We start from the raw sequence: 26,875 nt of genomic DNA, 5'->3' as shown, positions 1-26,875 counted from the left end.
GCAGCGGCGGCGCAGTGCCTCCTCCAGCGGCGGCATGAACAGCCGGGCAATGCCCGGCGAGGACGAGAAAGTATGGACATGGACTACGATATCGCCGAACTGGACGGCGACGCGGCAACGGCGATCGGCAGCCTGGCAAGCATCGATGCGCTGGCAAGGATCGCTCGCGGCCCGGCAAGGGACGGCCAGGTCCTGACGGGCGCCGACTTTGCCCTGCAGCCGGGTGAGCGGCTCGATACGGTCTTCGAGCAGCTCGCCGTAACGTTTGCCGCACTGCCGGCGGTGATCTCCGAAGAGCGCGTGTGGACCTATCAGGAGCTGAACAGCCGTGCCAACCAGTTCGCCCGCATGCTGATCAAGCACGGCGTGCGGCCGGGCCACCGGGTCGGGCTCATTCTCGACCGGTCGGCGGAGACCTATGTCGCGTTGCTGGCGGTGATGAAGGCGGGGGCTGCCTTCGTGCCGCTGGCCACCGCGTTTCCGCAGGAGCGGATGGCGCTGATCATCGAAGACGCCGCCGTCAGCATGATCGTCACCATCGCCGCCTATGCGTCGCGCGCCGGTCAACTGCCCGTTCCCCATGTGCTGATCGACAGCGCCGCCGCCGAGATTTCCGCGCAGTCGCCCGCGCCGCTGAAGCCGCAGGCGGCCGACGACATTTGCTACATCCTCTATACCTCGGGCACCACTGGCAAGCCCAAGGGCGTGGTCATCACGCACCAGAGCTTCGTCAATTTCATACACGTCGCCGCTTCCTCCTACGGCTACCGGCCGGGCGACCGGGTCTATCAGGGCATGACCATTGCCTTCGACTTTTCCTCCGAAGAGATCTGGGTGCCGTTCGTCGCCGGCGCGACGGTGGTGCCGGCACCTGGCCAGATGCCGCTGGTGGGCGAGGAACTGGCGGATTTCCTGCGCCTCCATGACATCACCTGCATGGCCTGCAGCCCGACATTGTTGTCATCGATGACATCGGACGTTCCCAGCCTGCGCACGCTTCTGGTGGGCGGCGAGGCCTGCCCGCACAATCTGGTGGTGCGCTGGTCGAAGCCGGGCCGGCAGATCCTCAATACCTACGGGCCGACCGAGGCGACCGTCACCGCGACGATGGGGGCGCTGACGCCGGACAGTCCCGTCACGATCGGCGCGCCGTTGCCGACTTACTCCATCGTCATTCTCGACGCTTCGCTGCCGCAACTTGCCGAGCCCGGTGAACTGGGCGAGATCGGCATTGCCGGCATCGGGCTCGCCGTCGGTTATCTGAACCGGCCGGACCTGACCGACCAGAAATTCATCGCCGATTTCGTCGGCCTGCCGAACAACCCGTCGCAGCGCATCTACCGCACCGGCGATCTTGGCCGGATCAACGATAGCGGCGAGATCGAGTATGCCGGGCGCATCGACACGCAGGTGAAGATTCGCGGATATCGCATCGAACTCGGCGAGATCGAGGCGGTGCTGCTCGACCAGCCCGAGATCGCCCAGGCCGCCGTGACCACCTGGGAGATCGAGCCCGGCCGCGTCGAACTCGTTGCCTATTACGCGCTTAAAACCGGCGTAGCGGCGGTTTCCCGTGCGGATCTCGCCCAGACGATGAAGCGGCGGCTGCCCGACTACATGGTGCCCGCCTATCTGGAGGAACTGCCTGCCATCCCGATGACCGTCTCCAACAAGGTAGACCTGCGCCAGCTGCCGAAGCCGACGAGCATCCGGCTTTCGGCCGATCGCACGATGGTGCCGCCCGCCAATGAGGACGAGCGTTTCCTGGCGGAAGCGCTGGCCACGGTGCTGAAATTCGACGCGGTGTCGGTCGAGGATCACTTCTTCGACGATCTCGGCGCCAACTCCTTGCTGATGGCGCATTTCTGCGCGCGCGTGCGCACCAGGAAGGAATGGGCGACGACGTCGATGCGCGACATCTATCTCTATCCCACAGTGGCGCGCCTGGCGCTGCATCTGGGGGTAGCGGAGGAGATGACGACGGCAACCAACGAGCCGGTCCTCACCCGCCGGGCCTCGAATTTCGCCTACTGGACCTGCGGCGCGGCGCAGCTTTCGTTCTACGGCCTCTACAGCTACGTGGCGCTCTGGGCGATCAATGACGGCCTCAACTGGATGTATGACGCGCTCGACGATCCGCTGCAGCTCTATATCCGGTGCGTGGCGCTCTCGGCCGCCGTGTTCTTCGGCATGTCGGGCTTTGCAGTCCTGGCGAAATGGGTGCTCATCGGCCGCTGGAAGGCCGAGGCGTTTCCGATCTGGGGCGTGCGCTACTTCCGCTTCTGGGTGGTCAAGACGTTGATCCGCACCGCACCCGTCGTGCTGTTCCGCGGCAGCCCGCTCTACAGCCTCTATCTGCAGCTGCTCGGCACCAAACTCGGGAAAAACGCCGTCATCGAATCGAAGTCCGTGCCCGTCTGCACGGATCTTATTTCCATCGGCGCCAACACCATCCTGCGCAAGGAATCGATGATCCTCGGCTTCAGGGCCCAGTCCGGTTATATCCACACCGGGCCGCTGACCATCGGCCGCGATGCCTTCGTCGGCGTCGGCTCCACGCTCGACATCGACACCAGGATCGGCAACGGCGCCCAGCTCGGCCATTCGTCCTCGCTGCATCGCGGGCAAAGCATTCCCGACGGCGAGCACTGGCATGGATCGCCGGCGGTGCCGACCACGGCGGACTATTGCAAGGTGCGCAATGTCAATCCTTACCAGGTCCGGCGCTTCCTCTATGAAGCGCTGCAGCTGGTCGGCCTGTTTGGCCTCGTCACCCCGCTGCCGCTCCTGTTCCACAGCTACTGGGAATATGTCGGCGACGACTATCAGGAGACGATCGGCCTTGTCGCAATCGGCACCACGGTCACGCTTTTCGGCTATATCGCGGCGGCTTTCCTGGCAGCGACGCTGGTGCCGCGCCTGACGAGCCTGATCTTGAAGCCGGGCCGCACCTACACGCTTTACGGTTTCCGCTACTGGCTGCAGACCGTCGCCGAATTCGCCAGCAATTCCCGCGTGCTCGGGCTCCTGGCCGGCGACAGCTCGGCGATCGTGCACTACATGCGCGCCATCGGCTGGAACCTCAACAGAGTGGTGCAGACCGGTTCCAATTTCGGCTCCAACCAGCAGCACGAAAACCCGCTTCTGTGCGAGATCGGCACCGAGACCATGGTGTCGGACGGGCTGTTCATGATCAACATGCACAAGTCCGCCTCGGCCTTCAGGCTCGAGCCGACGCGCATCGGCGAGCGCAACTATCTCGGCAACAACATCTATTATCCGCCGGACGGGCGCACGGGCGACAACGTCCTGCTCGGCACCAAGGTGATGATCCCCATCGACGGGCCGTTGCGCGAGAATGTCGGCCTTCTCGGTTCGCCCGCCTTTGAAATCCCGCGCATGGTGAACCGCGACAAGGAGCTTATCGCGGGCGTCGACGAGGCAGACCGGCGCCGGCGCATCCCGTTCAAGAACCGCCACAACCTGGTGACCATTCTTCTGTTCCTGGCAACGCAATGGGTCATGCTGTTCGTCACGCTGGCGATCTGGGACCGGGCGCTGAACTACTATACGGAATGGGCGGAGGTGGCGCTGTTCGCCGCCGTCATCTTGACCTCGGCGATCACCATTCCGTTCTACATTCTGGTCGAGCGGGCAAGTCTTGGTTTCCGCGGCTTGAAGCCGCAGATGACGACCATCTACGACGTCGCCTTCTGGCGCCACGAGCGCCACTGGAAGCTGGCGGATTCGCCCATCGTGCGCCTGTTCGCCGGCACGCCGTTCCGGCCGATGATCCTGCGCCTGCTCGGCGTCAAGGTCGGCAGCCGGGTCTATGACGGCGGCAGCAATTTGACCGAGCGTTCGCTGGTCGAGATCGGCGACGACGTCACGCTCAACGAGGGCTGCGTGATCCAGGCCCATTCGCTGGAAGAAGGCGCGTTCAAGTCCGATTTCATCCGCATCTGCGATGGCTGCACGCTCGGGCCTTCCGCCTTTGTCCACTACGGCGTGGTGATGGGCAAAGGCTCGATGGTCGATGCGGACTCCTTCGTGATGAAGGGCGAAGAGCTGGAGCCCAACTCGATCTGGCGGGGCAACCCGGCCAAGCTGCATCGCTTCGTCACGCCGGTGCCGGAGGATAGCGTCAAGGCAACGGCTTGATGAGCGCAGACATCCGCCTCGTTTCGGTGACCGGGGCCAACCGGGCTCTGGTCGCGGCTCTGGAACTGGCTGCGGATCAGATGGATTTCGTCGCCAGCAATGCGGAGTCGCTGGACGAAGCCGAAAGCGACGGGGACGCTCGGCCGCGCGTCGTCATGGCAGGGGATCGCGTCGTCGGTTTCCTGATGTACGAGGCGCCGCAGGACGACGACGAGGCGCGGATCTACCGCTTCATGATCGATCGCGTCCATCAGGGCCAAGGCTACGGCAAGGCCGCTTTGCGCGAAGTGCTGGATGAAATCATGCGGCTCGGCCACATCAGCCACGTTTCGATCTGCTACGAACCTGGGAATGAAGCGGCACGCCGCCTCTATCGCGCTGCCGGTTTCGTCGAAGAAGGGCCCGACGAGGACGGGGAAATGATCGCCGACCTCGCTCTGCGGGGCGAACAGCCATGACGCGCCGGCTCGATGCCGGTGCCAGCCTGTCGGCGCAGTTGCTGGCGGCGATGGCCGCCATGGCACCGGCCGGCGTTCGGATCGGATGCCGCACGATCCGCGAAGGCGATGAGAACCATTTGCTGCCGCAGGAAGCACGCTCCATCCCGTCACGCCTGCCGCTGATGCGGCGGGCGAGTGGCGCGGCGCGGTGGATCGCGCACGAGCTGCTGGCGGATATGGGCTTGAACGGCGTCGCTATCCTCCGCGGCTCCTCCGGCGCACCGGTATGGCCTCATGGAGTAACGGGGTCGCTGGCTCACGACGACGAGATAGCCGTGGCGGCCGTCGCGCCGCTCTCCCACGTCGCCTCGCTCGGCATCGATATCGAGCCCGCTTTGCCCCTGCCCGACGACATCTTCGCGCTGGTTGCAGTCCCCGCTGACCGGATCGACGCAACCGACTTGTGTCTTGCCGGTCGCATCCTTTTTGCCGCCAAGGAAGCTGTCTACAAGGCCGCCTACCCGCTTGATCGCGAAGTGCTGGGCTATGAGGACATCACCGTCGATCTCGACGCGGGCGACGCTGTGACGAAGACGGGCCGCAGAGCGAGACTGGTTTACTGCGTTGCTCCGTGTGTGGTCGTTCTGGCGTTTGTCGATGGTGTCCGAAGCGCCCCCCTTTAAGCGCGAATGGACCAGCGCCCGACAACTGCTCAACAAAGCGCTTTTTTTTCGCAGAGCGGTCGCAAAAGGCTCACACGGTTTGTCCTTTGACAGAAGAAGGAGAGCGCCATGAGAAACCTTATTATCACCGAGTTCATCAGCATCGATGGCATCGCCGAGGTCGAGAAGCTGCCCAGCGTGACCTGGAACGATGAGATGCAAAGGTTCAAGGAGGACGAGCTTGCCGACAGCGGGGCCATGCTTCTGGGGCGCACGACCTACGAGATTTTTGCCGGCTCTTGGCCCAAGGAAACCGGAGACTTCGCCGACCGGTTCAATGCGCTGCCGAAATATGTCGCGTCGACAAGCCCGAAGGCACTCGACTGGAAACCGGCCGAGTTGCTGAAGGGTGTGTTGCCGGAAGCGGTTCGGGCGCTGAAGCAAGGCAGCGGCGGCAACATCTATGTGCATGGCAGCCTGAGCGTCGCGCGGGAATTGCTGCGCCATGGTCTGGTCGATCGCGTCAGGCTGCTGAGCTACCCTGGCTCCGTCGGGGAGGGCAAGAAGCTGTTCCCGCCCGATATGCCGGTGGCGTTGCAGCCGATCTCGACCGTACAGTTCAGCAATGGCGTGGTGGCGCTGGAATATGCGGCTGGGAGGGTGTGAGACGCTGGTGGGTAATCTCCCCTTGAGGGGAGATGTCGCCGAAGGCGACAGAGGCGGTCGGTCCGTCCTGACGCAACCTCCTATCGACCGTAGGAGGTCGAGCTTCACGCGAGACGACCCCCTCTGGCCTGCCGGCCATCTCCCCCTCGAGGGGGGAGATCGGCAGCTCACCCTGCTTTCTTCCCCCGCTTGCCCTTGGCATGCGCCTCGACCACTCTTTCCACCTCGCGCTTCAGTTCGTCCTTGACCTCCTGCGTCTCGGCCAGCAGCGTGTCGATCTTCATGAAATCGAGCACGCGGTATTTTGACACTGGCGGGCGGATCAGTATGTCGGGGGGGCGCTGGTTCAGCTTGTGGGCGATGATCGACTGCATCATCAATTGCGTGGCGCCGTACATCAGATCGACGGTGGTCGGGTGCTTGCGCTCGGCCTCGCTCGGCGCACCGACGACGTCGATCGCGATGATGATGTCGGCGGCGTCTTCGATGAGGTCGAACGGCACCGGATTGTAGATGCCGCCGTCGATCAGCACGCGGTCGTCGCGCGTCACCGGGCGGAACACGGCGGGAATGGCAGCCGAGGCGGCGAGCGCCGAATGCAGGTCGCCCTCGTCGAAGACGGCCAGCTTGTGACCGAAATAGTCCGTCGCCGTCACCTTGAGCGGGATCATCAGCTCGGCGAAGGTTTCCGGGATGGCTTCCGGCAGGAACGCCTTCAAGATGCGCTCTATGTTGAACTGGCTGACGCGGATGCCGCCCTGCATCGCCTCGGCGATGGTGCCGGGACGCGAGCGCCACATGCGCGCCGCCACCTCGGCGCGGCGGCCGAGGATCGAGCGGGCGTAGTCCTCGATGTCCTTTCCGCTCATGCCCGAGGCCATGCCGGCGCCCATGATGGCGCCGATCGAGGAGCCGGCGATGGCCACGGGCTTGATGCCGAGCTCGTCCAGCGCCTCGACGATGTGGATATGGGCGAGGCCGCGCGCGCCGCCGCCGCCAAAGGCGATACCGAAAGTCGGACCTGTCATTTGGCCTCCAGCTTCGGCCCGATGCTCATGATCGCGGGCGCCTGCGTCAGCAGCTTCTTCGCCGCTGCCTTGACCTGATCGAGCGTCACGCCGTTGATGAGCGCCGCGCGGCGCTGCACGTAGTCGATGCCGAGATTGTCGAGCTGCAATTCCACCAGGGTCGCGGCAATGGCGCTGGAAGAATCCAGATTGCTGATAGCATAGGAGCCGACCATGTATTTCTTGGTCGCGTCCAGCTCGGCCTCGGTCGGCCCCTCCTGCGCCATCTTCTTGACCACCTCCTTGACGATGGCGAGCGTCTCGGCGGCGCGGTCGGAACGCGTCGCCGTGGTGATGATCAGCGCATTGGAATGCTGGTGGTCGACCAGGTTGGAATCGACGGAATAGGCCAGGCCGCGCTTTTCCCGCACCTCGTCATAGAGGCGCGAGGTGAAGGTGCCGCCGCCGAGAATCTGGTTCATCAGCACCGCGGGGAAGAAATCCGGCGCATCGCGCTTCACACCGGGATAGGCAAACTGCAGCGAGGTCTGCGGCAGGTCGTAGTCGACCTCGAGCTGCTGGCCGAGCTTCAGCTCGGTATCGGCAACCGGTTGCAGCACCTGCTTTTCCGGCAGATCGCCGAAGACCTCATCGAGCTTCCGCTTCAGCGTCGCGGCGTCGATGTCGCCGACCACCGCGACATGCAGGCCGCTGAGGGCGAAATTGGCCTTGTGGAAGGCCGCCAGATCCGCCGCCGTGATAGTGGCAATGCTGTCCTTGGTGCCCTGGTCGGGCCTGGAATACGGATGGTCGCCATAGATGGCGCGCAGCCATTTGGTTTGCGCGACGGTGTTGGGGTCACGCTCATTGGCGATGATGCCGGACAGGATCTGGGCGCGGATGCGGTCGATCGGCGCCTGGTCGAAGCGCGGGCTGGTGACCGCCAGCCTGAGCAGGTCGAAGGCCGCATCCTTCTGCTCGGCCAGCATCCGCATCGCGCCATAGGTGCCGTCGCGCGCCGCTTCGAAGCCCATCTCTGCGCCGGCATCGTCAAGCTTGATCTGGAAGGCCTCGCTGTCGAGGTCGCCGGCGCCCTCGTCGAACAGGCCGGTCATCAGATTGACCAACCCTTCCCGCCCCGCCGGATCCTGCGTCGAGCCGCCATCGAAGACGAAGCGGATGGCGACGATCGGAATGGAGTGGTCCTCGACCAGCCAGGCATTGACGCCCTTTGACGAGGTCACCGGTTGGATGTCCATCGCGTGCGCGGCAAGCGCCGGCAGGATGAGGAAGAAGATGCCGAGGAACAGTGTGGCGAGGGCGTGGAGAACCGCGATGCGCCTATGAGCAATCGCATAAGGCCATTGATCGCCAAGGTCAGCTCCGCCCCTCATCGCGCTGCCGGGCACTTCTCCCCGTATAGTGACGGGGAGAAGGGGTCTCGCCGCGACGCTGGCGCTCTTCTTACGACGCTGATGGTTGGCGAAATCGGCGATGACAGCGCCCCTCTCCCCGTCACTATACGGGGAGAGGATGCCGGCAGGCAGGTGAGGGGCAGCGCTAACGCTCAATCTCGTCATCATCAATTCCCCGCCTGTTGCTGCGGCAAGAGATAGCCGGTCGTCGTACGATCGAGCAGCAGATAGCGTGCGGCGACCGCCTTGATCTCATCGGCGGTGACCTTGCGAATGCGGTCCGGCCATTCCTCGATATCCCTGACGTTGCCGCCGGTGGCGAGCTCGGCGCCGTAGAGATTGGCCATCTCGTCCTGCTTGTCGCGGGCGAAGATCATGGCCCTGATATAGCGGGCCTTGGCCTTCTCCAGCTCATCGGCGGTGACGCCGTCCTTGACGATGCGGGCGATCTCGGCGTCGACGGCCGCCTCGACGTCGCTCAGCTTGGCGTCGCCGCGCGGCGCGCCATAGACGGTGAAATTGGTGGCGTCGAGCATCGTACCCTGGAAGAAGGCGCCGGTCGCCGATGCGATGCCTTGCTTGACCACGAGCTGCTGGTAGAGCCGGCTGCGGCTGCCGCCGCCAAGGATCTCTCCCAGCAGGTCGAGCGCCTCGGCCTCGCCGGGTTTTGCCGTGTGGTAGGACGGAACCACCCATTGCGTCGAAAAGCTCGGCACCGAAACGCGCCCATCGGTGAGCGTCACCGTCCGCTTGGTGTTCTGCTCCGGCTCGACCGGGCGGATGCGCGGGGGCAGATCCGGGCCGCGCGCGACCTTGCCATAGGTTTTTTCGGCCAGCGCCTTCACGACCTCCGGCTCGACATCGCCGGCCACGATCAGCACCGCATTGTTGGGGCGGTAGTATTTGTCATAGAAGGCAACCGCATCGGTGCGGTTCAACTGCTCCATCTCCTGCATCCAGCCGATCACCGGAATGCGGTAGGGCTGGTTCTGCCAGAGCGTCGCGTCGACCTCTTCGTCGAGCACCGCCTGCGGATTGCTGTCGATGCGCGCGCGGCGCTCTTCCAGGATCACGTCGCGCTCGGTCTTGATGACCTCGTCGGTCAAGATGAGGTTGCGCATGCGATCGGCCTCGAAGCTCATCATCTCACCAAGTGCCGAGGGCGCCACCGTCTCGTGGAAGGCAGTGTAGTCATAGGAGGTGAAGGCGTTGTTGGAGCCGCCGATGGCCGATATGGCGCGGTCGAACTCGCCCGCGGCGTGGTTGGTCGTGGCCTTGAACATCAGGTGTTCGAAGAAGTGCGCTATGCCGGACTTGCCTGGCGGCTCGTCGGCGCTGCCGATCTTGTACCACACCATATGGGTTACGATGGGGGCGCGATGATCGGGAATGACCACCACCTCCATGCCATTGTCGAGCAGGAAGTTGGCCACCTTGCCATCATCCGCGGCCAGGGCCGGGCCGGCCATGGTCAGCGCGGTGGCGAGCAAGGCTCTCCGCAGCCATTCAGTATGAAATGTCATTGATGGCTCCGGTTGTTATCGCGCGACGATAGGCAAGGTTAGCCGCGGAGGCAAAGTGAATTGTGCGTCATTTTGAAGGCGCCGGTCGCTCCACCCTTACGCAAGCTCGATGAACCGGACCACCGTCTCGCCGTAGTTTCGTTCATCAACCACCGAGAATTCCGGCCCAATCTCGAAGGGCGCCGAGGCGGCTTCCTCGACCACGCAGAGCGCGCCGGGCAGCAACCAGCCGCCATCCCTGGCCGAGCGCAGGGCGCGCTCGCCAAGGCCCTTGCCATAGGGCGGATCGGCGAAGACCAGGCCGAATGCCGCAAGCGTACCGGCCTCACCCAGGGCGGTCGCGTCGCGGCGGAAGATCTTGGTGCGGCCGGTAAGGCCAAAAGCTTCGACATTGGTGCGGATCAGGCCGCGTCCTTCGGCCGATTCTTCGATAAAGACGCCATAGGAAGCGCCGCGCGACAGCGCTTCGAGGCCGAGAGCGCCGGTGCCGGCGAAAAGGTCGAGCACACGCGCGCCGTCGAGCTTGTCGGCAAAGCGGTGCGCCAGCACGTTGAAGACGGCCTCGCGGGCGCGGTCGGTCGTCGGGCGGATGGCATGGTCGCGCGGCGTCGCCAGCGGACGCCCGCGAAATTGGCCGCCGACGATTCTCATTTATGCCCGGGTCTCATTTAAGGCCGGATCTCATTTAAGTCCCGGCATCATCTGGTCCTCGGGCCCTTGGGACCGTTGCGTGGCCGCTCGCCGCCCCGACCGCCATCCGGACGCTCGCCACCCGGCTTGCCGAACGGCTTGGCTCCGCCCGGCTTGCCATAGGCCGGCTTGCCATAGGACGGCTTGCCATAGGACGGCTTGAACGACGCCTTGCGCGCCTTGGCCTCAGCCGCCTTGGCGGCATCGGCTTCCGCCCTGCCCTTGCCGATCGGACGCGCGCCCGGCGCCATCCAGACATTAGCCTTGCGCTGGCCCGGCGGATCGATCGGCCGCTGCTCGCGCTCGGGCTTCTTGCCGCCGCGCGGTTTGTCACCAAAGGCGCCGCGCGGCTTGTCGCCGAAGCCTCCACGGGGCTTGTCGCCAAAATCGCCGCGCGGCTTTTCGCGAAACTCGCTGCGCGGCTTGTCCGAAAACTCGCTGCGCTCGGGTCTCGGGCCGCGTTCGCCAAAGCTCTTTTCCGGCCTCGCGCCCCTTTCGGGACTGGTCGACAGCTTGCCGAGCGCTTCGTCGCGGCTGCCTTCGCGGCGCTTGCGGTTCTTGATAAGACCGCCCTCGCCGATCGGCCGATGGTCACCCTCGCGGGTGACTTTCGGCCGTTCCGGCTCCGCGTCACGCTCTCGCCGCACCGGCTGGTTGGAAAACGGCTTGATGATCTCGGCGTCGAAATTGGCGCCGGATTCCTCGACCAGTCGCTCGCCGAGCTGGTCGCGCAAGACGCGGCCCTTGATCTCCAGCACATGGCCTTCGGCGAGATCGTCGAGCTGGAACGGTCCGTAGGAGATACGGATCAGCCGCGTCACGTCGAGGCCGAGCGATCCAAGGATGTTCTTCACTTCGCGGTTCTTGCCTTCGCGCAGGCCGATCGTCAGCCAGGCGTTGGTGCCTTGTTCACGATCGAGCGTCGCCTCGATGGCGCCGTAGAAGACGCCGTCGACGGCAATGCCTTCACGCAGGCCTGCGAGCATGCTTTCCTCGACCTTGCCATGAACGCGCACGCGGTAACGGCGCAGCCAGCCAGTGGCAGGCAGTTCGAGCACGCGCGACAGACCGCCATCATTGGTGAGCAGCAGCAGGCCTTCGGTGTTGATGTCGAGGCGGCCGATGGTCATCAGCCGTGGCAATTCGGCCGGCAGCACGTCGAACACGGTCTTGCGGCCCTCGGGGTCGCGGTTGGTGGTAACGACGCCGGCCGGCTTGTGAAACAGGAACAGGCGGGTGCGCTCGATCGGCGGGATCTCCATGCCGTCGAGATGGATGATGTCGCCCGGCATGACGTTGAAGGCCGGCGAGGTCAAAGCCCGGTTGTTGACCTTGACACGGCCCGCCGCGATCAGGTCTTCGGCGTCGCGGCGCGACGCCAGGCCGGCGCGGGCCAACCGCTTGGCGATACGCTCGCCGGCTTCTTCCGCATCTGCCGGACGCGGGCGCGGCTTGAAGGCGCCGCCAGATGCTTGCGGCCGGTCACCACCGAAATCGCGCTTGGGGCGATCGCTGAAGTCACGCTTGGGACGATCGCTGAAGTCACGCTTGGGACGATCTCCGGCGTCTCGCTGCGCGCGATCGCCCAAATCGCGCTTTGGTCGGTCGAAACGCTTTTCGCCTTCGGCAGCCACCGGCCGGTCGCCGCGTGGTGCGTAAGGCTTGCGTGGCCCTTCGCGCTTTTCGAAAGGCTTGCCTTCGGGACGCGGCCCCTTGCTGAATGGCCGATCGCCGCCCTTGAAATCGCGCTTTGGCCGCTCGCCATCGGCCGCAACCGGCCGATCGCCGCGCGGTGCATAAGGCTTGCGCGGCCCCTCGCGCTTTTCATACGGCTTGCGTTCACCCTCGGCCGCCATAGGGCGATCCCCACGCGGCGCATAGGGTTTGCGCGGCCCTTCGCGCTTTTCATACGGCTTGCGCTCGCCTTCGGCTGCCATCGGTCGGTCACCGCGTGGTGCATATGGCTTGCGCGGTCCCTCGCGCTTTTCGAAAGGCTTGCCTTCGGAACGCGGACCTTTGCTGAATGGCCGGTCGCCACTTTTGAAATCGCGCTTGGGCCGCTCGCCCTCAGCCGCTGCGGGCCGGGCGCCTCGCGGTGAATAGGGTTTCTTGGCCCCGAAGGAGGGTTTGCCGCTTTTGCCGGCGGCGCCATCGCGGCGCGGCCCCGCGGCTCCAGGGCCGCTTTTGCCCGGGCCTTTGTGGCGCGGAGATTTCTTGTCGTTGTCGTCCATGTGGCCTTTGCCTTGTTGCGCTGCTACAGCGTGGCGCATCCTTTCGGACGCGCAAAGGACGCTATAGCACTTTGATTTGGCGCATGATCATTTCCGAAAATCTGTTCCGATATTCGGGTTGACGCGCTCCATAACAGGATCACCGCCAAGTGGCGAGGAGATAATCGGAATGGAAACCGCTTGAAGCGGCCGGATTTCATGGCGCTGGCGCTGAAAGAGGCGCAAGCCGCCGCCTTGCGCGGAGAAGTTCCGGTTGGCGCCGTCATCGCCAGCGGCGACACGGTGGTGGCATCCGCCGGTAACCGCACTCGCGAACTTGCCGATCCGACGGCGCATGCCGAAATGCTGGCCATCCGCGCGGCCTGCCAAACGCTCTCTAGCGAGCGGCTGACCGGCCACGACCTCTATGTGACGCTGGAACCCTGCGCCATGTGCGCAGGCGCCATTTCCTTCGCCAGGCTGCGCCGGCTCTATTTCGGCGCGGCCGACGAGAAGGGCGGCGCGGTGGTCAACGGCGTGCGCTTCTTCGCCTCGCCGACTTGCCACCATAAGCCCGACATCTATCCGGGCATGGCCGAGGCCGACGCGGCGCTGCTGCTCAGGGAATTCTTTCGGGAAAGACGCGAAACGTAGAGCCTTCAGCTACCGAAGGCGACGGTTCCTACCAGGAGGGCAGCCAGTCGAAGAGCCCGCCGCTCTTGCCCTTGGCGGCCGCTTCCTTCTTGAGGCGGCGTTCCTTCTTGTATTCATCCTCGCCGAGTTCGCCCTGCGGCGCCGTGTCGGAGGCAGCCCGATAGGCCAGAGGCGGCTCGCTCAGGTATCTGCGAGTGTTGGGATCGCCCTGCTTTTGCTCTGCGGTGCGGCGCTGGATCTCGGCGGCGCGGCCCTTGTCTGAATCCTTCGGCGACCAGGCCGGGGGGTGGCTTGAGCCCGAATCCGCCAGCGCCTTCTTCACGGAAGCCGGATCGGTCTGCACGTCGTCGACGATCCCCGACTGATAGGACGGGTCGTCCTGGTGGGCAGTGGCGTCGGCACGCAGGCGGGCGCGGCGCTGCTCGGGCGATTCGGGCCAATCGGTGCTCGCCGTCTCGATGCTTTCCTGAGGCGGCGGCAGCACTTCCTTCTGCCCCGGCGCCGGCTTTACCAGCTCCGGACGCGGCCTGTAGTCGATCTGTTCCTTGTGCTTGGGCGTGATCGCGAAGGCGCCGGAAAGGTCGCCCGCAAGCTGCTCGCCAGCCGTCTTGTCGGTGCCGTAGGTCGGCGAACCCATGCAGCCGGACAGAGCGAGGCCGGACGCGACAAGCGGCGCCAGCAGCGCAACGCGCACGGAAGTTCTGTCGATCATGCCAAAAAGTCCCACTCTAGACAGCCTCTCGATCGTCACCGGCCGAAGGCCCGGTCCCCATCGTCCACGCTCTTGCGACGGAATTCCGGCGACAATTTGTCTTCCGGAGTTTCGCGTGTTTATCTCAACCACTCGTTAAGGGCAACGCGCGGGCGCTTTTCACCCGCCCGCCGTGGCATTTGTGCACCGGCTTTGAGCACTCACAAACGTCCCAGAGCCTTGAGTTCATGCAGCACGCCGGCATCGCGGGCAGACACGTCGGGGAATTCCACGTCCTGCCCGACATCGGCGGTATAGCGCCACGAACGCGCGCATTTGACCAAGCCGCGGTCCTCGGCCTTTTCGACCACCACCGCGACACCTTTGACATCGTCGAGCGCAAAGGCGCCTTCCGGCGCCTTACCGTGGGCGATGACGAGACCGCTGGTGATCGCCATTTCGGCCATGTCGACATCGGCGATCGCGGCTTCAAGCGCGGCATCGTCGAGGGTCACGACCGGCACGGCTTCCAGCGAGGCACCGATGACCTTCTGAGCGCGTGCGATCTCGAGCGCGCCGGTGACGACTCGGCGGACCTGCCGCACCTTGCGCCATTTTTCCGCCAGTGCCTCGTTCTTCCACTCGGCCGGAATCTCGGGGAACTGGTCGAGATGCAGCGAGACAGCATCCGGATGACGGTCGAGCCAGGCTTCTTCCGTGGTGAAGGGCAGCATCGGCGCCAGCCATTTCACCAGGCAGTCGAAGAGGTGGCGCACCACTTGCACCGAGGCCTTGCGCTTCACGCTGCCGGGCCCCTCGCAATAGAGCGCGTCCTTCCTGATGTCGAAATAGAAGGCCGACAGCTCGACCACCATAAAGTCCAGCAAAGTGCGGGTGATGCGTTTGAACTCGAACGCGTCGTAGCCCGAGCGCACGACCTCATCGAGCTCGGCCAGCCGATGCAGCATCAGCCGCTCCAGCTCCGGCATCTTTTCGAGCGGCACTTCCTCGCCATCGTCATGGGCGAGCGTGCCCAGCATCCAGCGGATGGTGTTCCTGAGCTTGCGATAGGCATCGATGTTGGTCTGCAGCACGTTCTTGCCGAGACGCTGGTCTTCCCAATAGTCCGTCGTCACCACCCACAAACGCAGAATGTCGGCGCCGGACTGCTTGATGACGTCCTGCGGCACGACGGTGTTGCCGAGCGATTTCGACATCTTTCGCCCCTCTTCATCCATGGTGAAGCCATGGGTGACGACGGTGTCGTAGGGCGCCCTGCCCCTGGTGCCGCAGCTTTCGAGCAGCGAGGAGTGGAACCAGCCGCGATGCTGGTCGGAGCCTTCGAGATAGACGTCGGCCGGCCATTTCAGGTCCGGACGGTCTTCTAGCGTGAAGACATGCGTCGAGCCCGAATCGAACCAGACGTCGAGGATGTCCATCACCTGCTTCCATTTGGAGGCATCATGATTGCCGAGGAAACGCTCCTTGGCGCCGGCAGCGAACCAGGCGTCGGCGCCTTCCTGTTCGAAAGCATCCATGATGCGCTGGTTGACGGCTTCGTCCTTCAGCACGTTGCCATCCTCATCGGCAAAGACGGCGATCGGCACGCCCCAGGCGCGCTGGCGCGACAAGACCCAATCCGGGCGTTCCTCGATCATGGCGCGGATACGGTTCTGGCCGGCCGCCGGCACGAAGCGTGTGTCGTCGATCGCCTTCAGCGCACGGCTGCGCAACGTCGTGCCGTCGCCGAGGTCCTTGTCCATATAGACGAACCATTGCGGCGTGTTGCGGAAGATGATCGGCTTCTTCGACCGCCAGGAATGCGGGTAGGAATGCTTCAGCCGGCCGCGCGCGAACAGCGCGTTGCGCTTGATCAGTTCGTCGATGACCGCCTGATTGGCATTGCCCTTCTTGCCGTTGTCGTCGATGACGCGCGCGGCGCCACCTTCACGGTCCGGGCCGAAGCCTGGCGCGTCTCTGGTGAAGAAGCCGGCGTCGTCTACAGTGAAGGGGATGGCAGGGTCGATGCCACGTGCGCGCAAATCCGATGCTGCATCCATCCAGGCATCAAAGTCCTCGCGGCCATGGCCGGGCGCGGTGTGGACGAAGCCGGTGCCGGCGTCGTCGGTGACATGATCGCCGGCCAGCATCGGCACGGCGAATTCGTAGCCGCCGCCGAGACCTTTGAAGGGATGTGAAAGTGTAAGGCTTCCAAGCTCTTCGACCGAAACGCTGCGAAGCCGATTCAAGGTGACCTTGGCCTTGGCCGAGGAGTCTTCGGCAAGCGCATCTGCAAAGATCAGCTTTTCACCGGGCTGTGGACCGAACGAATTTTCGGCTGCTGTAACTTTATAAAGGCCGTAGCCGATCCGTGACGAATAGTTGACGGCACGGTTGCCGGGGATCGTCCACGGGGTTGTCGTCCAGATGACGACGTGGGCGTTGTCCAAAAGTGCAACGCTTTCCGGAACGCGCATGGACGGTGCAGCGTCTGATGCAAAGTGCTCAACGCTCCAAAATCCTGACACAACTGGAAACTTCACCCAGATCGTGTCGGACTCATAGTCCTGGTATTCGATCTCGGCCTCGGCCAGTGCGGTGCGCTCGACCACGCTCCACATCACCGGCTTGGAGCCGCGATAGAGCTGGCCGGACATGGCGAACTTCAACAACTCCCCGGCGATGCGCGACTCCGAGTGGAAAGCCATCGTCGTATAGGGGTTCTTGAAATCGCCGACGACGCCGAGCCGCTGGAACTCGCCGCCCTGCACCGTGATCCAGTTCGCGGCGAAGTCGCGGCATTCCTTGCGGAACTCGTTGACCGGCACCTCGTCCTTGTTCTTGCCCTTGGCGCGGTACTGTTCCTCGATCTTCCATTCGATCGGCAGGCCGTGGCAGTCCCAGCCGGGCACGTAATTGGAGTCATAGCCGCGCATCTGGAACGAACGGGTGATGACGTCCTTGAGGATCTTGTTCAGCGCGTGGCCGATATGGATGTTGCCATTGGCGTAGGGCGGGCCGTCATGCAGCACGTATTTTTCGCGGCCGGCGGCCGCCTCGCGCAGCTTGGCGTAAAGGTCCATATCCTGCCAGCGCTTGACCAGCAGCGGCTCTTTTTCAGGCAAGCCGGCGCGCATCGGGAAATCCGTCTGCGGCAGATAAAGCGTCTTGGAATAGTCGATCGTTTCAACAGTGTCGGTCATTGGTCTGCCATATGCATTGCCCGGCGGGCGTAAAAGCTCGGGCGTGAACTATCATGATTGGAAAAGCGCGAGGGGGCGCGCAAAACTCCCGGCGGCTCCGGCGGCGCTCAGGCCGCCCGGAACACCGGGCCTGTAATTCGTATCGTCAGCGCGCGAACGCGTGAAAAGCTCGTCATTCCCGGGCTTTTAGCGGAGAAAGCCGTAGGAATAAAGCGTCTCTTGTTCGATTCACTTACATCGCGAAGTCGAAGCGATAGGTGGTCGAGACGCCGACCGTGAACTGGTTACGGTCGCCGCGCTCCTTGACCAGGCTGGAATCGGCGGCCGGGCCTATCAGGCGCGCATATTCGCCGAACAGGCTGGCGGTCATCGGGTCGGTGACCTTCCAGGTGATGGCGCCGCCGAGTCCGGTCGATTTCAGGCCGCCGCCAGGATGGTATTCGCTCAGGCCCGAGGCCACAGCCTCCTTGGCGTTGACGCCATAATAGGAGTGGAAATAGCTCGATGAGGCAAAGGACACGCGCGGGCCTCCCGAAATCCTGACCGTCGGCGTGATATCGTAGAAGGCATCGGCGGCGATGTCGGCGACAAAGCCATTATGGGCACGAATGCCGTGGCGCAATTCGGCGCGGGCGCGCAACCAATCCGTCGGGTAGAATTCGAAGAAGCCGCCGACCTCACCGCCCCAGCGCACCGGGCCGAGGCCCTTGAGTTCATCCTTGCTGTCGCGTGAAAACAGGAACTTTCCGGTCAGGCCGGCGCGGACGCCGCCATCGTCGACCAGCGCCAGCGAGATGTTGTCGTTGCGCGAGGTAAAGCGCGCGGCCGGGCCGGCCTTGCCCAGCGAGATGATCGGCGATGCGCTGAGCAGATAGCTGTTGGAGCCCTCGAATTTCGGCGCGACCATACCGGTGGCGCCAAGCGTCAGGTACCAGTCGCCCGAGAGCCAGCCGGAAGTACCCTCGCCCGCATTTGCCACAGTGGGCGCACCCAGCATGATCGCCGCCACAACCGCAGACATTTTCCTGACCGGACTCATGGTCACTCCACTAACACAACACAGCCGCGCCCTGCCCCAGCTTTGACGGCCGTTTGGTAAAATTTGATTTAAATCCGAGACAGAGATCGCGGCTTGGGAGCTGCCCGGCATCGCTGGACGGGTGCCGACGCCGGGATTAACCTCAGCGACGGCGACAAGCCAGGCGATCTTTGATGCAAGTGACTTTGAGGAGATGCGGCTATGACCCTGCACGGTGACACCCTGAAAGACGCGATCGGCCGGACACGAGACAAATGGGGATGGTTCGTCGCGCTCGGCGTGCTGCTGCTCATCTTCGGCGGCATTGCCTTCGGCAATCTGTTCATCGCCACCGTCGCCTCGGTCTATGTCGTGGGATGGCTGATGCTGATGGCCGGCATCATCGAGATCGTGCATGCCTTCGGCGTGAAAAGCTGGAGCCGCTTCTTCTATTGGCTGCTCAGCGGCCTACTTTATGCCGTTGCCGGTTTCTTTGCCTTCGACAATCCGCTTCTGGCCTCGACGGTGCTGACCTTGCTGCTGGCGGTGGCGCTGGTCGCTTCAGGCGCGCTCAGGGCCTGGGTCGGCTATAGCCACCGACCGGAAAAGGGCTGGGGCTGGGTCGTCGCGGCGGGCCTGATCAGCGTGCTGGCGGGGCTGACCATCGCCATGGGCTGGCCGGTCAACAGCCTGTGGGTGCTCGGCCTGTTCCTGGCCATCGACCTGATCTTCCAGGGCTGGAGCTTCATCGCTCTCGGACTGGCGTTGAAGAAGTAGGGGCTTGAAGAGGTAAGCGGCCGGAAGGCTCAAAAAGCGATGGCGCCGTCCAGATCCGAAAGCGGCCTGACGCCGGCCAGCAGCGCGCGCGCCTCCGCCTCGTCGCGCTTCATTTGTGCCACTAGCGCATCGAGCCCATCGAACTTCACCTCGGGGCGCAAAAAGCCGAAGAACGATACGTCGCAGATCTCACCATAGAGATCGCCGGCAAAGTCGAAGACGAAGGTTTCGAGCAGCGGCGCGCCATTGTCGTCGACAGTCGGGCGACGCCCGAAGCTGGCGACACCATCATAGAGCGTGCCGTCGGCGCGGCGAAAGCGGACGGCATAAATCCCTTCCTTCAGAGTCGTTTCCGGCGAAAGCCTCATGTTGGCTGTCGGGAAGCAGAGCGTGCGGCCGAGCTGCTGGCCGCCGATCACTTCGCTTTCGACGGTGAAGCGGTAGCCGAGCAGGCCTGCTGCCTCGGCGACCTCTCCCTCGCAGAGCAGCTCGCGGATACGGCTCGACGACACCACCTCGGCGCCCTCGTCGCGAAAGGCGTCGACCAGGGTGACGCCGAAACCATGGCGCTCGCCTGCCGCCATCAGAAACGCAGGACCGCCCTGCCGGTCCTTGCCGAAGTGAAAATCGAAGCCGGTGACGGCATGGGTGATGCCGAGGTTCGTCTCCAGCACATCGGTCACGAAAGCCTCGGCCGACAGGCCGGCAAAGGCGCGCGTGAACGGCTGTTCGACGAGTGCGGCAAAGCCCAGATGCGACAGCAGCCGCGCCTTCATCGGCGGCGGCGTCAATACGAACAGCGGCATATCGGGCCTGAACACTTTTCGCGGATGCGGCTCGAAGGTCAGCACCAGCGCCGGCACGCCGCGCCGCCCGGCTTCGGCAAGCGCGCGATCGAGCACCGCCTGGTGGCCGCGATGGACGCCGTCGAAATTGCCGATCGCCACCACGCCGCCGCGCAAATGCGGCGGCAGCGGCGCGGTTGCTGAAATGTGTTCGAAAGCTGCGCTCATGCAGCAACCCTACCGCAGTCTCGGAATGACGGCGACCGGCCGGTAGCCGTGCTTTTGCAGAAAGGCTGCAAGCCTGGCGGGGTCCGGCTGCATGGGATCGCCATAGTCGCGCGCGTGAATGCCGCCCGAGACGTAAAGCACGTCGATGCCGTTGTCGGCGGCGCCCTTGACGTCGGTCATCATGCCGTCGCCGATGGCCAGCACCTCGGAGCGCTCGACGTCGCGGCCGAGAAGCACGGCAACCTCCCGCAGCGCCACGTCATAGACCGGCGCATAGGGTTTTCCGGCGATCAGCGTGCGGCCGCCAAGCTGGGCATAGTCGCGCGCCAATGCGCCGGCGCACCAGATCATGCGCTCGCCGCGTTCGACCACGATGTCGGGATTGGCGCAGATGAAAGGCAGGTTCCTGGCGCGCAGCCGGCGCAGCAGATCGGCGTAATCCTCAGGCGTTTCCACCTCGTCGTCGAACAGCCCGGTGCAGACCGCGCCGGAGGCCTCGAACTCCTCGACGAGCTCGACGTCCAGACCGTCATAGAGGGTGAAATCGCGGTCGGCGCCGATATGGAAGATTTTTCGTGGGCCTTCGGCGATAAGGTCGCGGGTCACATCGCCTGAGGTCACGACGCGGTCGTAGGCGGCGGCGGGAACGCCGATCGCATTCATCTGCGCCACCACATCGGCATTGCGGCGCGGCGAGTTGGTGATCAGGACGACCGGGACCTTCGCCGCACGCGCGGCGGCAAGCGCTTCGGCAGCCGCCGGAAAATGCCATTCGCCATTGTGGATCACCCCCCAGACATCGCACAGGATGGCCGAGTAGGCGCCCGACAAATCCGCGAGCGAGCCGATGATGTCAGGCGAATCCGCCATGCCGTTTTCCTGCTGTGACGATCATTGCGAGAGCTGCAGCCGACGGTCCGCCGCAACCGGCCCCGCATTAACCGAAGCGTTTCATCCTGTCACCAGCTTTTCGGCACTTGCGAGGCTGTTGCGCAACGGGCTGATCGAAGGTTGCAACAGGCAGGAACCACCCTTCTCCGAGCTTCGGTCGATCGAAACAATGTCGCACCGCTGATCACCAGGGCCGAGTGGTTAACGAGCCTTGAAAAGATGGGCCGATGTTGAATGTATTTCAGCAACCTGAAATTTAACGATTTTGTGGGCATCTTCGGACCGATATTGGGTCCTGGCAGGGGTGCTGAAGGCATGATCCGCAGATTTCTGAACGACAGACGCGGCAACTATGCCTTGATGACAGTGATCACCATGGTGCCCTTGATGGGCGCGCTGGCGCTTGCAATCGACTACACCGATCTCCTGCGCCAGAAGCAGAACATGCTGAACGCGCTGGATGCCGCCGGGATTGCCACGGCACAGCAGATCGTCACCGGGGCGACCGACACGGCAGTCAAGGCCTATGCGAAGGATTTCTTCGAAGCCAATCTCGGAAAGGTCAGCTCGGCCAATACGGCCCTGACGGTGACGCTGCCCAACAACAACGCAGGTGGCGGCACGCTGAAGCTGTGCGCCAGTTTGACGTTCCACCCCTATTTCCTGCCGGTGGCGGCCATGCTGATCGGAAGAACGTCCACCGATGCCAAAACCTCCGCGTGCTCCGAGATCCGCCTCAAGAACACGCTGGAAGTGTCTCTCGTGCTCGACAATTCCGGCTCCATGAGCATCAACGGCTCCGGCACCGGCCAGCCGCGAATAGATTTGCTCAAAAAGGCCGCTACCGAGCTTGTCAATACGATGGCGCTCCAGGCCGCACAAATGAGGCAGGTCACCAGGCCGGTGCAGTTCTCGCTGGTCCCGTTTTCCGCCTCGGTCAATGTTGGCCCAGCCAACAAGGACGCAACCTGGATGGATACGACCGGCATTTCGCCAATCCATCACGAGAACTTTGATTGGCAGTTCATGTACAAGAACGCGTCGTCTGGTTATGACTCGAATAAATACATTGAAAAGGTCGGCAGTGCTTACTGGAAGCGCGGCAGTGGCTGGGGCACCGGGCAATACGGCCAAAATACCACGGCGACGCGGTTCAGTCTCTTTGCAAACGACATGAAGGCCACGACCTGTACGAAAAAGAACTCGAACGGCAGTTGCAAGACCTCTGTGACCGCCCAATACGAAGCCTGGAAGGGCTGCGTGGAGGCGAGGCCGTATCCCTATAACGACGACGACACGTCGCCGACCACTGGCACGCCCGCCACCATGTTCGTGCCGATGTTCGCGCCGGACGAAGCTGGCAATTTCTGGACCGACACCACTCGCACCAGCACATCGACCTGGGGTTACGCCAACAATTGGTGGATCGATTATTCCGACACGCTGACTGTCACCAAACGCCAGGCGGATATGCGAAAGTATTTTCTGACAAAGCCCTGGGACGCATCGAGTACTGCGGCCGATGATGGGCCCAATTCGGCATGCACGACCGCCGCGATCACGCCGTTGCAGGACATAACCACCACCGAAGGCAAGAAAATCCTGACGGATGCCATCAATGCCATGGCCCCGACGGGCAACACCAACGTGCCGGAAGGGCTGGCCTGGGGCTGGCGGACGGTGTCGAGCAACGAGCCATTCACAGAAGGCCGGCCGAACACTGAAAGGGGCAACGACAAAGTCGTCATCGTGCTGACCGACGGGGCCAACACCTACAGCATCGGCCCCACAAACGACATGACCAGCAGCTATGCTAAGGACGGATCGACCTACGCCGCCTATGGTTATACCGGCCCGAAAACGGGGGAAACCGCGACCCGCCTTTTCGTCAACACGACCGTCCCCAAGACAACTTATACGGCGGCCAACTACACAACCGCGCTTGACCAGCAGATGCAAACGCTTTGCACCAATGCGAAGAATTCGAACATTCTCTTGATGACGGTCTCGCTTGACCTGGTTACCACCAAGCCGGCGGAAAAGACTGCCATAGACGCGCTCAAGAAATGCTCCTCGGATTCGCGCTTCCGCAAGGATCCGACCGACCCGAGCAAACCGGCGAAGCTGTACTGGAACGCGACCGGCGCCACCTTGTCGCAAAGTTTCAAGGAAATCGCCGACGAACTGTCGAACCTGCGCATCGTCAGCTGATCGGCGCGATCTTTTGAACACGGCGCTCCGCCTCGGCGGGGCGTTTTGTTGCGGCGTTGCTCACGTGTCCGTGCATTTGGTTAGCGCCTGGTGAAGCGCTATCCGCGCAATCGAGCAGTTTCCCAAACCCATCCTTCAACGTTTTGTGAAACTGTGGCGGCATTGAAGAATCCGCAGGCGGGGCCGCTTACATCACATGCGTGAACTCTGGCGCACATTCCGGCGTGACTTCTGGCGTGACCGCCGCGGCAATTACGCTCTGATGACCGTTGTGGCGATGGTGCCACTGATGGGCGGCGTGGCCATGGCCGTCGACTACACCGGCGTGGTCAGCGAGAAGCAGAGGGTGGTCAACGCACTCGACGCCGCCAACTTCGCCACCGCGCGCCGGCTGGTGGAAGGCGCCACCGACGACCAGTTGCGGGCCTATGCGCTCGACTTCTTCAAGGCAAACCTCAACGACGTCGATCCCGCCGACACGACGCTCAGCGTTACGCTGCCCAGCAGCACGACCGGCGGCGGCATCGTCAAGCTGTGCGCCAGCCTGGTCTACAAGCCCTATTTTCTGCCGGCAGCGGCGATGCTGATCGGCAGGACGTCGGAAAACGTCACGTACTCCGTGTGTTCGCAAGTCCGGCTGAAGAACACGCTGGAAGTGGCCATGGTGCTCGACAATTCGGGGTCGATGTCGAACACGGGCACGGGTGCCGGACAAAAGCGCATCGACCTTCTCAAGCAAGCCGCCAAGCAGCTCGTCGACACGCTTGCGTTGCAGGCCGCGATGATCAAGCAGATCGACAAGCCGGTCCAGTTCAGCCTGGTGCCGTTCGCCGCCTCGGTCAATGTCGGCGCCAGCAACGACAACGCGTCATGGATCGACGCCTACGGGCTGTCGCCCATCCACAACGAGAATTTCGCCTGGTCGACGCTTAACGCAGCCGACAAATATGCCCAGAAGATCGGCGGCATCTGGTACAAGAAAGGAACTGGCTGGGGTGAGCAGGAGGGGCAGATGCTGACCCGCTTCTCGCTCTACCGCGACATGAAGGTGGTCACCAGCCACGAGCGCATCGTCGGCAGCAAACGCGTGGTCTGCGACAAATATCGTGCCAATCATACATGCTCGGACAGCCACAACGAATACGACTACAACGACACATACGGACCGTTCGCCAGCTGGCAGGGCTGCGTCGAGGTCCGTCCCTACCCCTATAATGTCACCGACGCGCCGGCCTCCGGCGGACCGAACAACACCGGCACCGGCGTCGGCGATCCCGCGACCATGTTCGTGCCGATGTTCGCGCCGGACGAGCCGGGCAATCATTGGTACATAACGCAGGACCCCGACGAGGTGGCCCCTAAGACCTATGGCGCGGCCAACAGCTGGTGGAACGACGATCCGGCGAGCACCACCGGCAAGACCAGGCAATCCAACATGGCCAAATATTTCCAGCCACGGCCGATGAACGCGCCGGTGCTGGGGACGGGTGCCGGTCCGAATTACAGCTGCACCACCACGCCGATCACACCGCTGACCGACGTCGCCAACGCCGCCGGGCTGACCAAGATCAAGGCCGCAATCGACCTGATGGCCCCCAACGGCAACACCAATGTGCCGGAAGGCATGGCCTGGGGCTGGCGCACCGTCTCCAGCACCGAGCCCTTCACCGAGGGCCGCCCGGAGACCGAGCGCGGCAACGACAAGGTGGTCATCGTGCTCACCGACGGCGAGAACACCTATTCGACGGTGAACAGCGACCCGGCCGGCAACAAGTCGACCTATGCCGGCTATGGCTATACCGGCGTCGGCTACAACGGCACTGCGGTCACCCGCCTGTTTGGCGGCACGTCGAGCGCCATCGGCCAGCTCAACTATTCGTCGAGCAACTACACCGCTGCCCTTAACGAGCAGATGGCGACGCTGTGCAACAACGCCAAGGCGGCCAACATCATGGTGATGACGGTAGCGCTCGACATGTCGACGACCGACGCCGGCGACAAGAGCGCGATGGAGGCACTGAAGACGTGCTCGTCGGACTCGCGCTTCCGCAAGGATCCGACCAACCCGAGCAAGCCTGCAAAACTGTTCTGGAACGCGACCGGCGCCACGCTGTCCGACAATTTCAAGGAAATCGCCAACGAGCTCTCGAACCTGCGCGTGGTGAGCTGAGGGTTGAAGCTGCTGATCTTCCCCACCTTGCGGGGGAAATTTGGCGGCTTCGCCGCTTTCGTCATTTTCGACGCTGGCGCAAAGGCTCCGGCCATCATGCTCTTGCGGTGAGTCAAAACGCGTGATGGGTATCGTCACCGCTTCCCGGAGATCGCTCGTGCCCGAAACCGCCAACCATCTCGCCTTCGCGCTGGTCTGCCTGGGCATGGTGCTGACGCCCGGGCCGAACATGATCTACCTGATCTCGCGCTCGCTGTCGCAAGGCCCCAAGGCCGGGCTGATCTCGCTCGGCGGCGTGGCGGTCGGCTTTCTGTTCTATGTCGTATCGGCTGCGCTGGGCATCACCGCGCTGCTGCTTGCCGTGCCGTTTGCCTATGACGCACTGCGCATTGCCGGCGCGCTCTATCTACTATGGCTCGCCTGGCAAGCGGTGCGGCCCGGCGGGCGCTCGCCGTTCCAGGTGCGCGAACTGCCGAGGGACAGGCCGCGCAAGCTGTTCGCGATGGGCCTGATGACCAATCTCCTCAACCCCAAGGTGGCGGTGCTTTATCTGTCGCTGCTGCCGCAATTCATCTCGCTGGGCAAGGGCCATGTGCTGTCGCAGCTTCTGGTGCTCGGCGCCACGCAGATCTCGATCAGCCTGACCGTCAATGCCATCATCGCGGTAACGGCCGGTTCGATCGCCACCTTTCTTGCCGGACGGCCGCTATGGATGGTCATCCAGCGCTGGATGATGGGGACGGTGCTCGCCGCGCTGGCGCTTAAAATGGCGACCGACGCGCAACGCTGATCGGACGCAACGCGCCGAGACTACATCGGCCGCCAACCTTCCCATTCGAATCGGCCGGCCGAACCTGCACGGAGGCCCGCGATTGAGATTTTCGCGGCCCTGCCCGGCAAAAGCCATGATCGCCGCTAAGTCAGGCAGGCATGACAATGATCTGCACCACCAATCACCCGCTCGCGCAAACCCGCTCTGGCGCAGCAAGTCCAAAACCAAACAGGCGCCTACTGCTGATCGGCCTTGCAGCCATGGCCGGCCTCGCTGCTTGCAGCACGGTCTCGGTGCCGACCGGCGAAGGCGCCGGTGTCTCGTCCTCCGCCACCGCGACGCTGGCCGGCATCCGAGCTTCGGCCGGACTGCCGGCGCTGGTGCCGGACGCCCAGCTCGAGCAGGCCGCTCGGCAGCAGGCCGGCTATATGGCCTCACGCGAACGCATGAGCCACACGACTGGCTGGGGAAAGGATTTCGCGTCGCGGATGAAGGACAATGGCGTGCGGGGCGCCGCCGCCGAGAACATCGCGGAGGGCCGCTTCGACCAGCAGAAACTGTTCGACATCTGGATGCATTCGGCCGGCCACCGCCGCAACATGCTCGATCCGGATTTCAGCCGCTTCGGCCTCGCCTATGTACGCGACGGACGCGACAGCGCCATCCGCTACTGGAGCCTGGTGCTCGGAAAATAGCAGCCA

Annotated in this window: 20 protein-coding genes; 10 read left to right on the top strand and 10 right to left on the bottom strand. The window is 63.7% G+C overall.

Features of this window, described 5'->3' with window-relative positions; all coding sequences use genetic code 11:
- Positions 1-72: 72 nt before the first annotated feature.
- The 4 genes from NKI31_RS17050 to NKI31_RS17035 all read left to right on the top strand — a co-directional run bounded on the left by NKI31_RS17050 (position 73) and on the right by NKI31_RS17035 (position 5,929).
- Positions 73-4,161 carry a Pls/PosA family non-ribosomal peptide synthetase gene (locus tag NKI31_RS17050; protein ID WP_352652142.1) on the top strand — a complete coding sequence of 1,363 codons (4,089 nt, stop codon included), beginning with the start codon at positions 73-75 and terminating at the stop codon, positions 4,159-4,161.
- Positions 4,161-4,619 (top strand): GNAT family N-acetyltransferase, encoded by a 459-nt coding sequence (locus NKI31_RS17045; RefSeq protein WP_023697683.1) that lies wholly within the window; start codon positions 4,161-4,163, stop codon positions 4,617-4,619. Before NKI31_RS17050 ends, NKI31_RS17045 begins: the two co-directional genes overlap by 1 nt.
- Complete coding sequence (locus NKI31_RS17040) at positions 4,616-5,284, top strand: 4'-phosphopantetheinyl transferase family protein (RefSeq protein ID WP_352652141.1); 669 nt, start codon at positions 4,616-4,618, stop codon at positions 5,282-5,284. Before NKI31_RS17045 ends, NKI31_RS17040 begins: the two co-directional genes overlap by 4 nt.
- A 108-nt stretch (positions 5,285-5,392) precedes the next feature.
- Positions 5,393-5,929, top strand: a complete 537-nt coding sequence (locus NKI31_RS17035; RefSeq protein WP_352652140.1) for a dihydrofolate reductase family protein — start codon at positions 5,393-5,395, stop codon at positions 5,927-5,929.
- Positions 5,930-6,096: 167 nt separating this feature from the next.
- On the opposite strand, the gene NKI31_RS17030 is transcribed toward NKI31_RS17035, so the two are convergent.
- From NKI31_RS17030 to NKI31_RS17010, 5 genes are all read right to left on the bottom strand, one after another.
- Positions 6,097-6,957 (bottom strand): patatin-like phospholipase family protein, encoded by an 861-nt coding sequence (locus NKI31_RS17030; RefSeq protein WP_023694766.1) that lies wholly within the window; start codon positions 6,955-6,957, stop codon positions 6,097-6,099.
- The gene (locus NKI31_RS17025; RefSeq protein WP_352652139.1) at positions 6,954-8,330 is read right to left on the bottom strand and encodes a M16 family metallopeptidase; all 1,377 of its coding nucleotides are present in this window, start codon (positions 8,328-8,330) and stop codon (positions 6,954-6,956) included. The genes NKI31_RS17030 and NKI31_RS17025 overlap by 4 nt, the downstream gene beginning before the upstream one ends.
- Positions 8,331-8,518: 188 nt before the next feature.
- Positions 8,519-9,874 (bottom strand): M16 family metallopeptidase, encoded by a 1,356-nt coding sequence (locus tag NKI31_RS17020; protein ID WP_031209167.1) that lies wholly within the window; start codon positions 9,872-9,874, stop codon positions 8,519-8,521.
- Between the two features lie 96 nt (positions 9,875-9,970).
- Complete coding sequence (gene rsmD, locus NKI31_RS17015) at positions 9,971-10,525, bottom strand: 16S rRNA (guanine(966)-N(2))-methyltransferase RsmD (protein ID WP_023671544.1); 555 nt, start codon at positions 10,523-10,525, stop codon at positions 9,971-9,973.
- 47 nt (positions 10,526-10,572) lie between these two features.
- On the bottom strand, positions 10,573-12,795 hold the full coding sequence (locus NKI31_RS17010; RefSeq protein ID WP_023682971.1) for a pseudouridine synthase: 2,223 nt from the start codon (positions 12,793-12,795) through the stop codon (positions 10,573-10,575).
- A 180-nt stretch (positions 12,796-12,975) separates the two neighbouring features.
- On the opposite strand from NKI31_RS17010, the gene NKI31_RS17005 reads away from it, so the two are divergent.
- The gene (locus tag NKI31_RS17005) at positions 12,976-13,428 is read left to right on the top strand and encodes a nucleoside deaminase (protein WP_023682972.1); all 453 of its coding nucleotides are present in this window, start codon (positions 12,976-12,978) and stop codon (positions 13,426-13,428) included.
- Between the two features lie 28 nt (positions 13,429-13,456).
- On the opposite strand, the gene NKI31_RS17000 is transcribed toward NKI31_RS17005, so the two are convergent.
- The 3 genes from NKI31_RS17000 to NKI31_RS16990 all read right to left on the bottom strand — a co-directional run bounded on the left by NKI31_RS17000 (position 13,457) and on the right by NKI31_RS16990 (position 18,361).
- Positions 13,457-14,140, bottom strand: coding sequence for a hypothetical protein (locus NKI31_RS17000; RefSeq protein ID WP_023682973.1), 684 nt, complete (start codon positions 14,138-14,140; stop codon positions 13,457-13,459).
- Positions 14,141-14,340: 200 nt separating this feature from the next.
- Positions 14,341-17,322 carry an isoleucine--tRNA ligase gene (gene ileS, locus NKI31_RS16995; RefSeq protein ID WP_023682974.1) on the bottom strand — a complete coding sequence of 994 codons (2,982 nt, stop codon included), beginning with the start codon at positions 17,320-17,322 and terminating at the stop codon, positions 14,341-14,343.
- Between the two features lie 232 nt (positions 17,323-17,554).
- On the bottom strand, positions 17,555-18,361 hold the full coding sequence (locus NKI31_RS16990; protein ID WP_023682975.1) for a MipA/OmpV family protein: 807 nt from the start codon (positions 18,359-18,361) through the stop codon (positions 17,555-17,557).
- A gap of 201 nt (positions 18,362-18,562) precedes the next feature.
- Between NKI31_RS16990 and NKI31_RS16985 the strand changes: the two genes are divergently transcribed.
- Positions 18,563-19,117, top strand: a complete 555-nt coding sequence (locus NKI31_RS16985; RefSeq protein WP_023715211.1) for an HdeD family acid-resistance protein — start codon at positions 18,563-18,565, stop codon at positions 19,115-19,117.
- A gap of 29 nt (positions 19,118-19,146) precedes the next feature.
- Here the strand turns inward: NKI31_RS16985 and NKI31_RS16980 are convergent, their stop codons facing one another.
- Entirely contained in the window at positions 19,147-20,130 is a 984-nt protein-coding gene (locus NKI31_RS16980) for a bifunctional riboflavin kinase/FAD synthetase (RefSeq protein WP_023752077.1), read from the bottom strand.
- Between the two features lie 9 nt (positions 20,131-20,139).
- Positions 20,140-21,000 (bottom strand): TIGR01459 family HAD-type hydrolase, encoded by an 861-nt coding sequence (locus NKI31_RS16975; RefSeq protein WP_352652138.1) that lies wholly within the window; start codon positions 20,998-21,000, stop codon positions 20,140-20,142.
- 336 nt (positions 21,001-21,336) lie between these two features.
- Here NKI31_RS16975 and NKI31_RS16970 point away from each other — a divergent pair, with 336 nt between their 5' ends.
- From NKI31_RS16970 to NKI31_RS16955, 4 genes are all read left to right on the top strand, one after another.
- Positions 21,337-23,232, top strand: coding sequence for a TadE/TadG family type IV pilus assembly protein (locus NKI31_RS16970; protein WP_023682977.1), 1,896 nt, complete (start codon positions 21,337-21,339; stop codon positions 23,230-23,232).
- Positions 23,233-23,428: 196 nt separating this feature from the next.
- Positions 23,429-25,402, top strand: coding sequence for a pilus assembly protein TadG-related protein (locus NKI31_RS16965; protein WP_352652137.1), 1,974 nt, complete (start codon positions 23,429-23,431; stop codon positions 25,400-25,402).
- Between the two features lie 157 nt (positions 25,403-25,559).
- A complete protein-coding gene (locus NKI31_RS16960) occupies positions 25,560-26,192 on the top strand; it encodes a LysE family translocator (protein WP_352537586.1) in 633 nt (210 codons plus the stop codon).
- Between the two features lie 242 nt (positions 26,193-26,434).
- Positions 26,435-26,869, top strand: a complete 435-nt coding sequence (locus NKI31_RS16955) for a CAP domain-containing protein (RefSeq protein WP_023700638.1) — start codon at positions 26,435-26,437, stop codon at positions 26,867-26,869.
- Positions 26,870-26,875 lie beyond the last annotated feature (6 nt).

The sequence above is a fragment of the Mesorhizobium sp. M0659 genome, assembly GCF_040320605.1.
GTDB lineage: Bacteria > Pseudomonadota > Alphaproteobacteria > Rhizobiales > Rhizobiaceae > Mesorhizobium.
The sequence above is the reverse complement of the archived record's forward strand: the minus strand, read 5'-3'. Positions and strand labels throughout refer to the sequence as shown.

What these genes read in the sequence shown, in the direction of transcription:
- NKI31_RS16970 (WP_023682977.1), top strand. Translation starts at nt 21,337, where the DNA reads ATGATCCGCAGATTTCTGAACGACAGACGCGGCAACTATGCCTTGATG.
- NKI31_RS16965 (WP_352652137.1), top strand. Translation starts at nt 23,429, where the DNA reads ATGCGTGAACTCTGGCGCACATTCCGGCGTGACTTCTGGCGTGACCGC.
- NKI31_RS17030 (WP_023694766.1), bottom strand. Translation starts at nt 6,957, where the DNA reads ATGACAGGTCCGACTTTCGGTATCGCCTTTGGCGGCGGCGGCGCGCGC.
- NKI31_RS17040 (WP_352652141.1), top strand. Translation starts at nt 4,616, where the DNA reads ATGACGCGCCGGCTCGATGCCGGTGCCAGCCTGTCGGCGCAGTTGCTG.
- ileS (WP_023682974.1), bottom strand. Translation starts at nt 17,322, where the DNA reads ATGACCGACACTGTTGAAACGATCGACTATTCCAAGACGCTTTATCTG.
- NKI31_RS16990 (WP_023682975.1), bottom strand. Translation starts at nt 18,361, where the DNA reads ATGAGTCCGGTCAGGAAAATGTCTGCGGTTGTGGCGGCGATCATGCTG.
- NKI31_RS17035 (WP_352652140.1), top strand. Translation starts at nt 5,393, where the DNA reads ATGAGAAACCTTATTATCACCGAGTTCATCAGCATCGATGGCATCGCC.
- NKI31_RS17050 (WP_352652142.1), top strand. Translation starts at nt 73, where the DNA reads ATGGACATGGACTACGATATCGCCGAACTGGACGGCGACGCGGCAACG.
- NKI31_RS17025 (WP_352652139.1), bottom strand. Translation starts at nt 8,330, where the DNA reads ATGAGGGGCGGAGCTGACCTTGGCGATCAATGGCCTTATGCGATTGCT.
- NKI31_RS16985 (WP_023715211.1), top strand. Translation starts at nt 18,563, where the DNA reads ATGACCCTGCACGGTGACACCCTGAAAGACGCGATCGGCCGGACACGA.
- NKI31_RS16980 (WP_023752077.1), bottom strand. Translation starts at nt 20,130, where the DNA reads ATGAGCGCAGCTTTCGAACACATTTCAGCAACCGCGCCGCTGCCGCCG.
- NKI31_RS17045 (WP_023697683.1), top strand. Translation starts at nt 4,161, where the DNA reads ATGAGCGCAGACATCCGCCTCGTTTCGGTGACCGGGGCCAACCGGGCT.
- NKI31_RS16955 (WP_023700638.1), top strand. Translation starts at nt 26,435, where the DNA reads ATGGCCGGCCTCGCTGCTTGCAGCACGGTCTCGGTGCCGACCGGCGAA.
- NKI31_RS17010 (WP_023682971.1), bottom strand. Translation starts at nt 12,795, where the DNA reads ATGGACGACAACGACAAGAAATCTCCGCGCCACAAAGGCCCGGGCAAA.
- NKI31_RS17000 (WP_023682973.1), bottom strand. Translation starts at nt 14,140, where the DNA reads ATGATCGACAGAACTTCCGTGCGCGTTGCGCTGCTGGCGCCGCTTGTC.
- rsmD (WP_023671544.1), bottom strand. Translation starts at nt 10,525, where the DNA reads ATGAGAATCGTCGGCGGCCAATTTCGCGGGCGTCCGCTGGCGACGCCG.
- NKI31_RS17020 (WP_031209167.1), bottom strand. Translation starts at nt 9,874, where the DNA reads ATGACATTTCATACTGAATGGCTGCGGAGAGCCTTGCTCGCCACCGCG.
- NKI31_RS16975 (WP_352652138.1), bottom strand. Translation starts at nt 21,000, where the DNA reads ATGGCGGATTCGCCTGACATCATCGGCTCGCTCGCGGATTTGTCGGGC.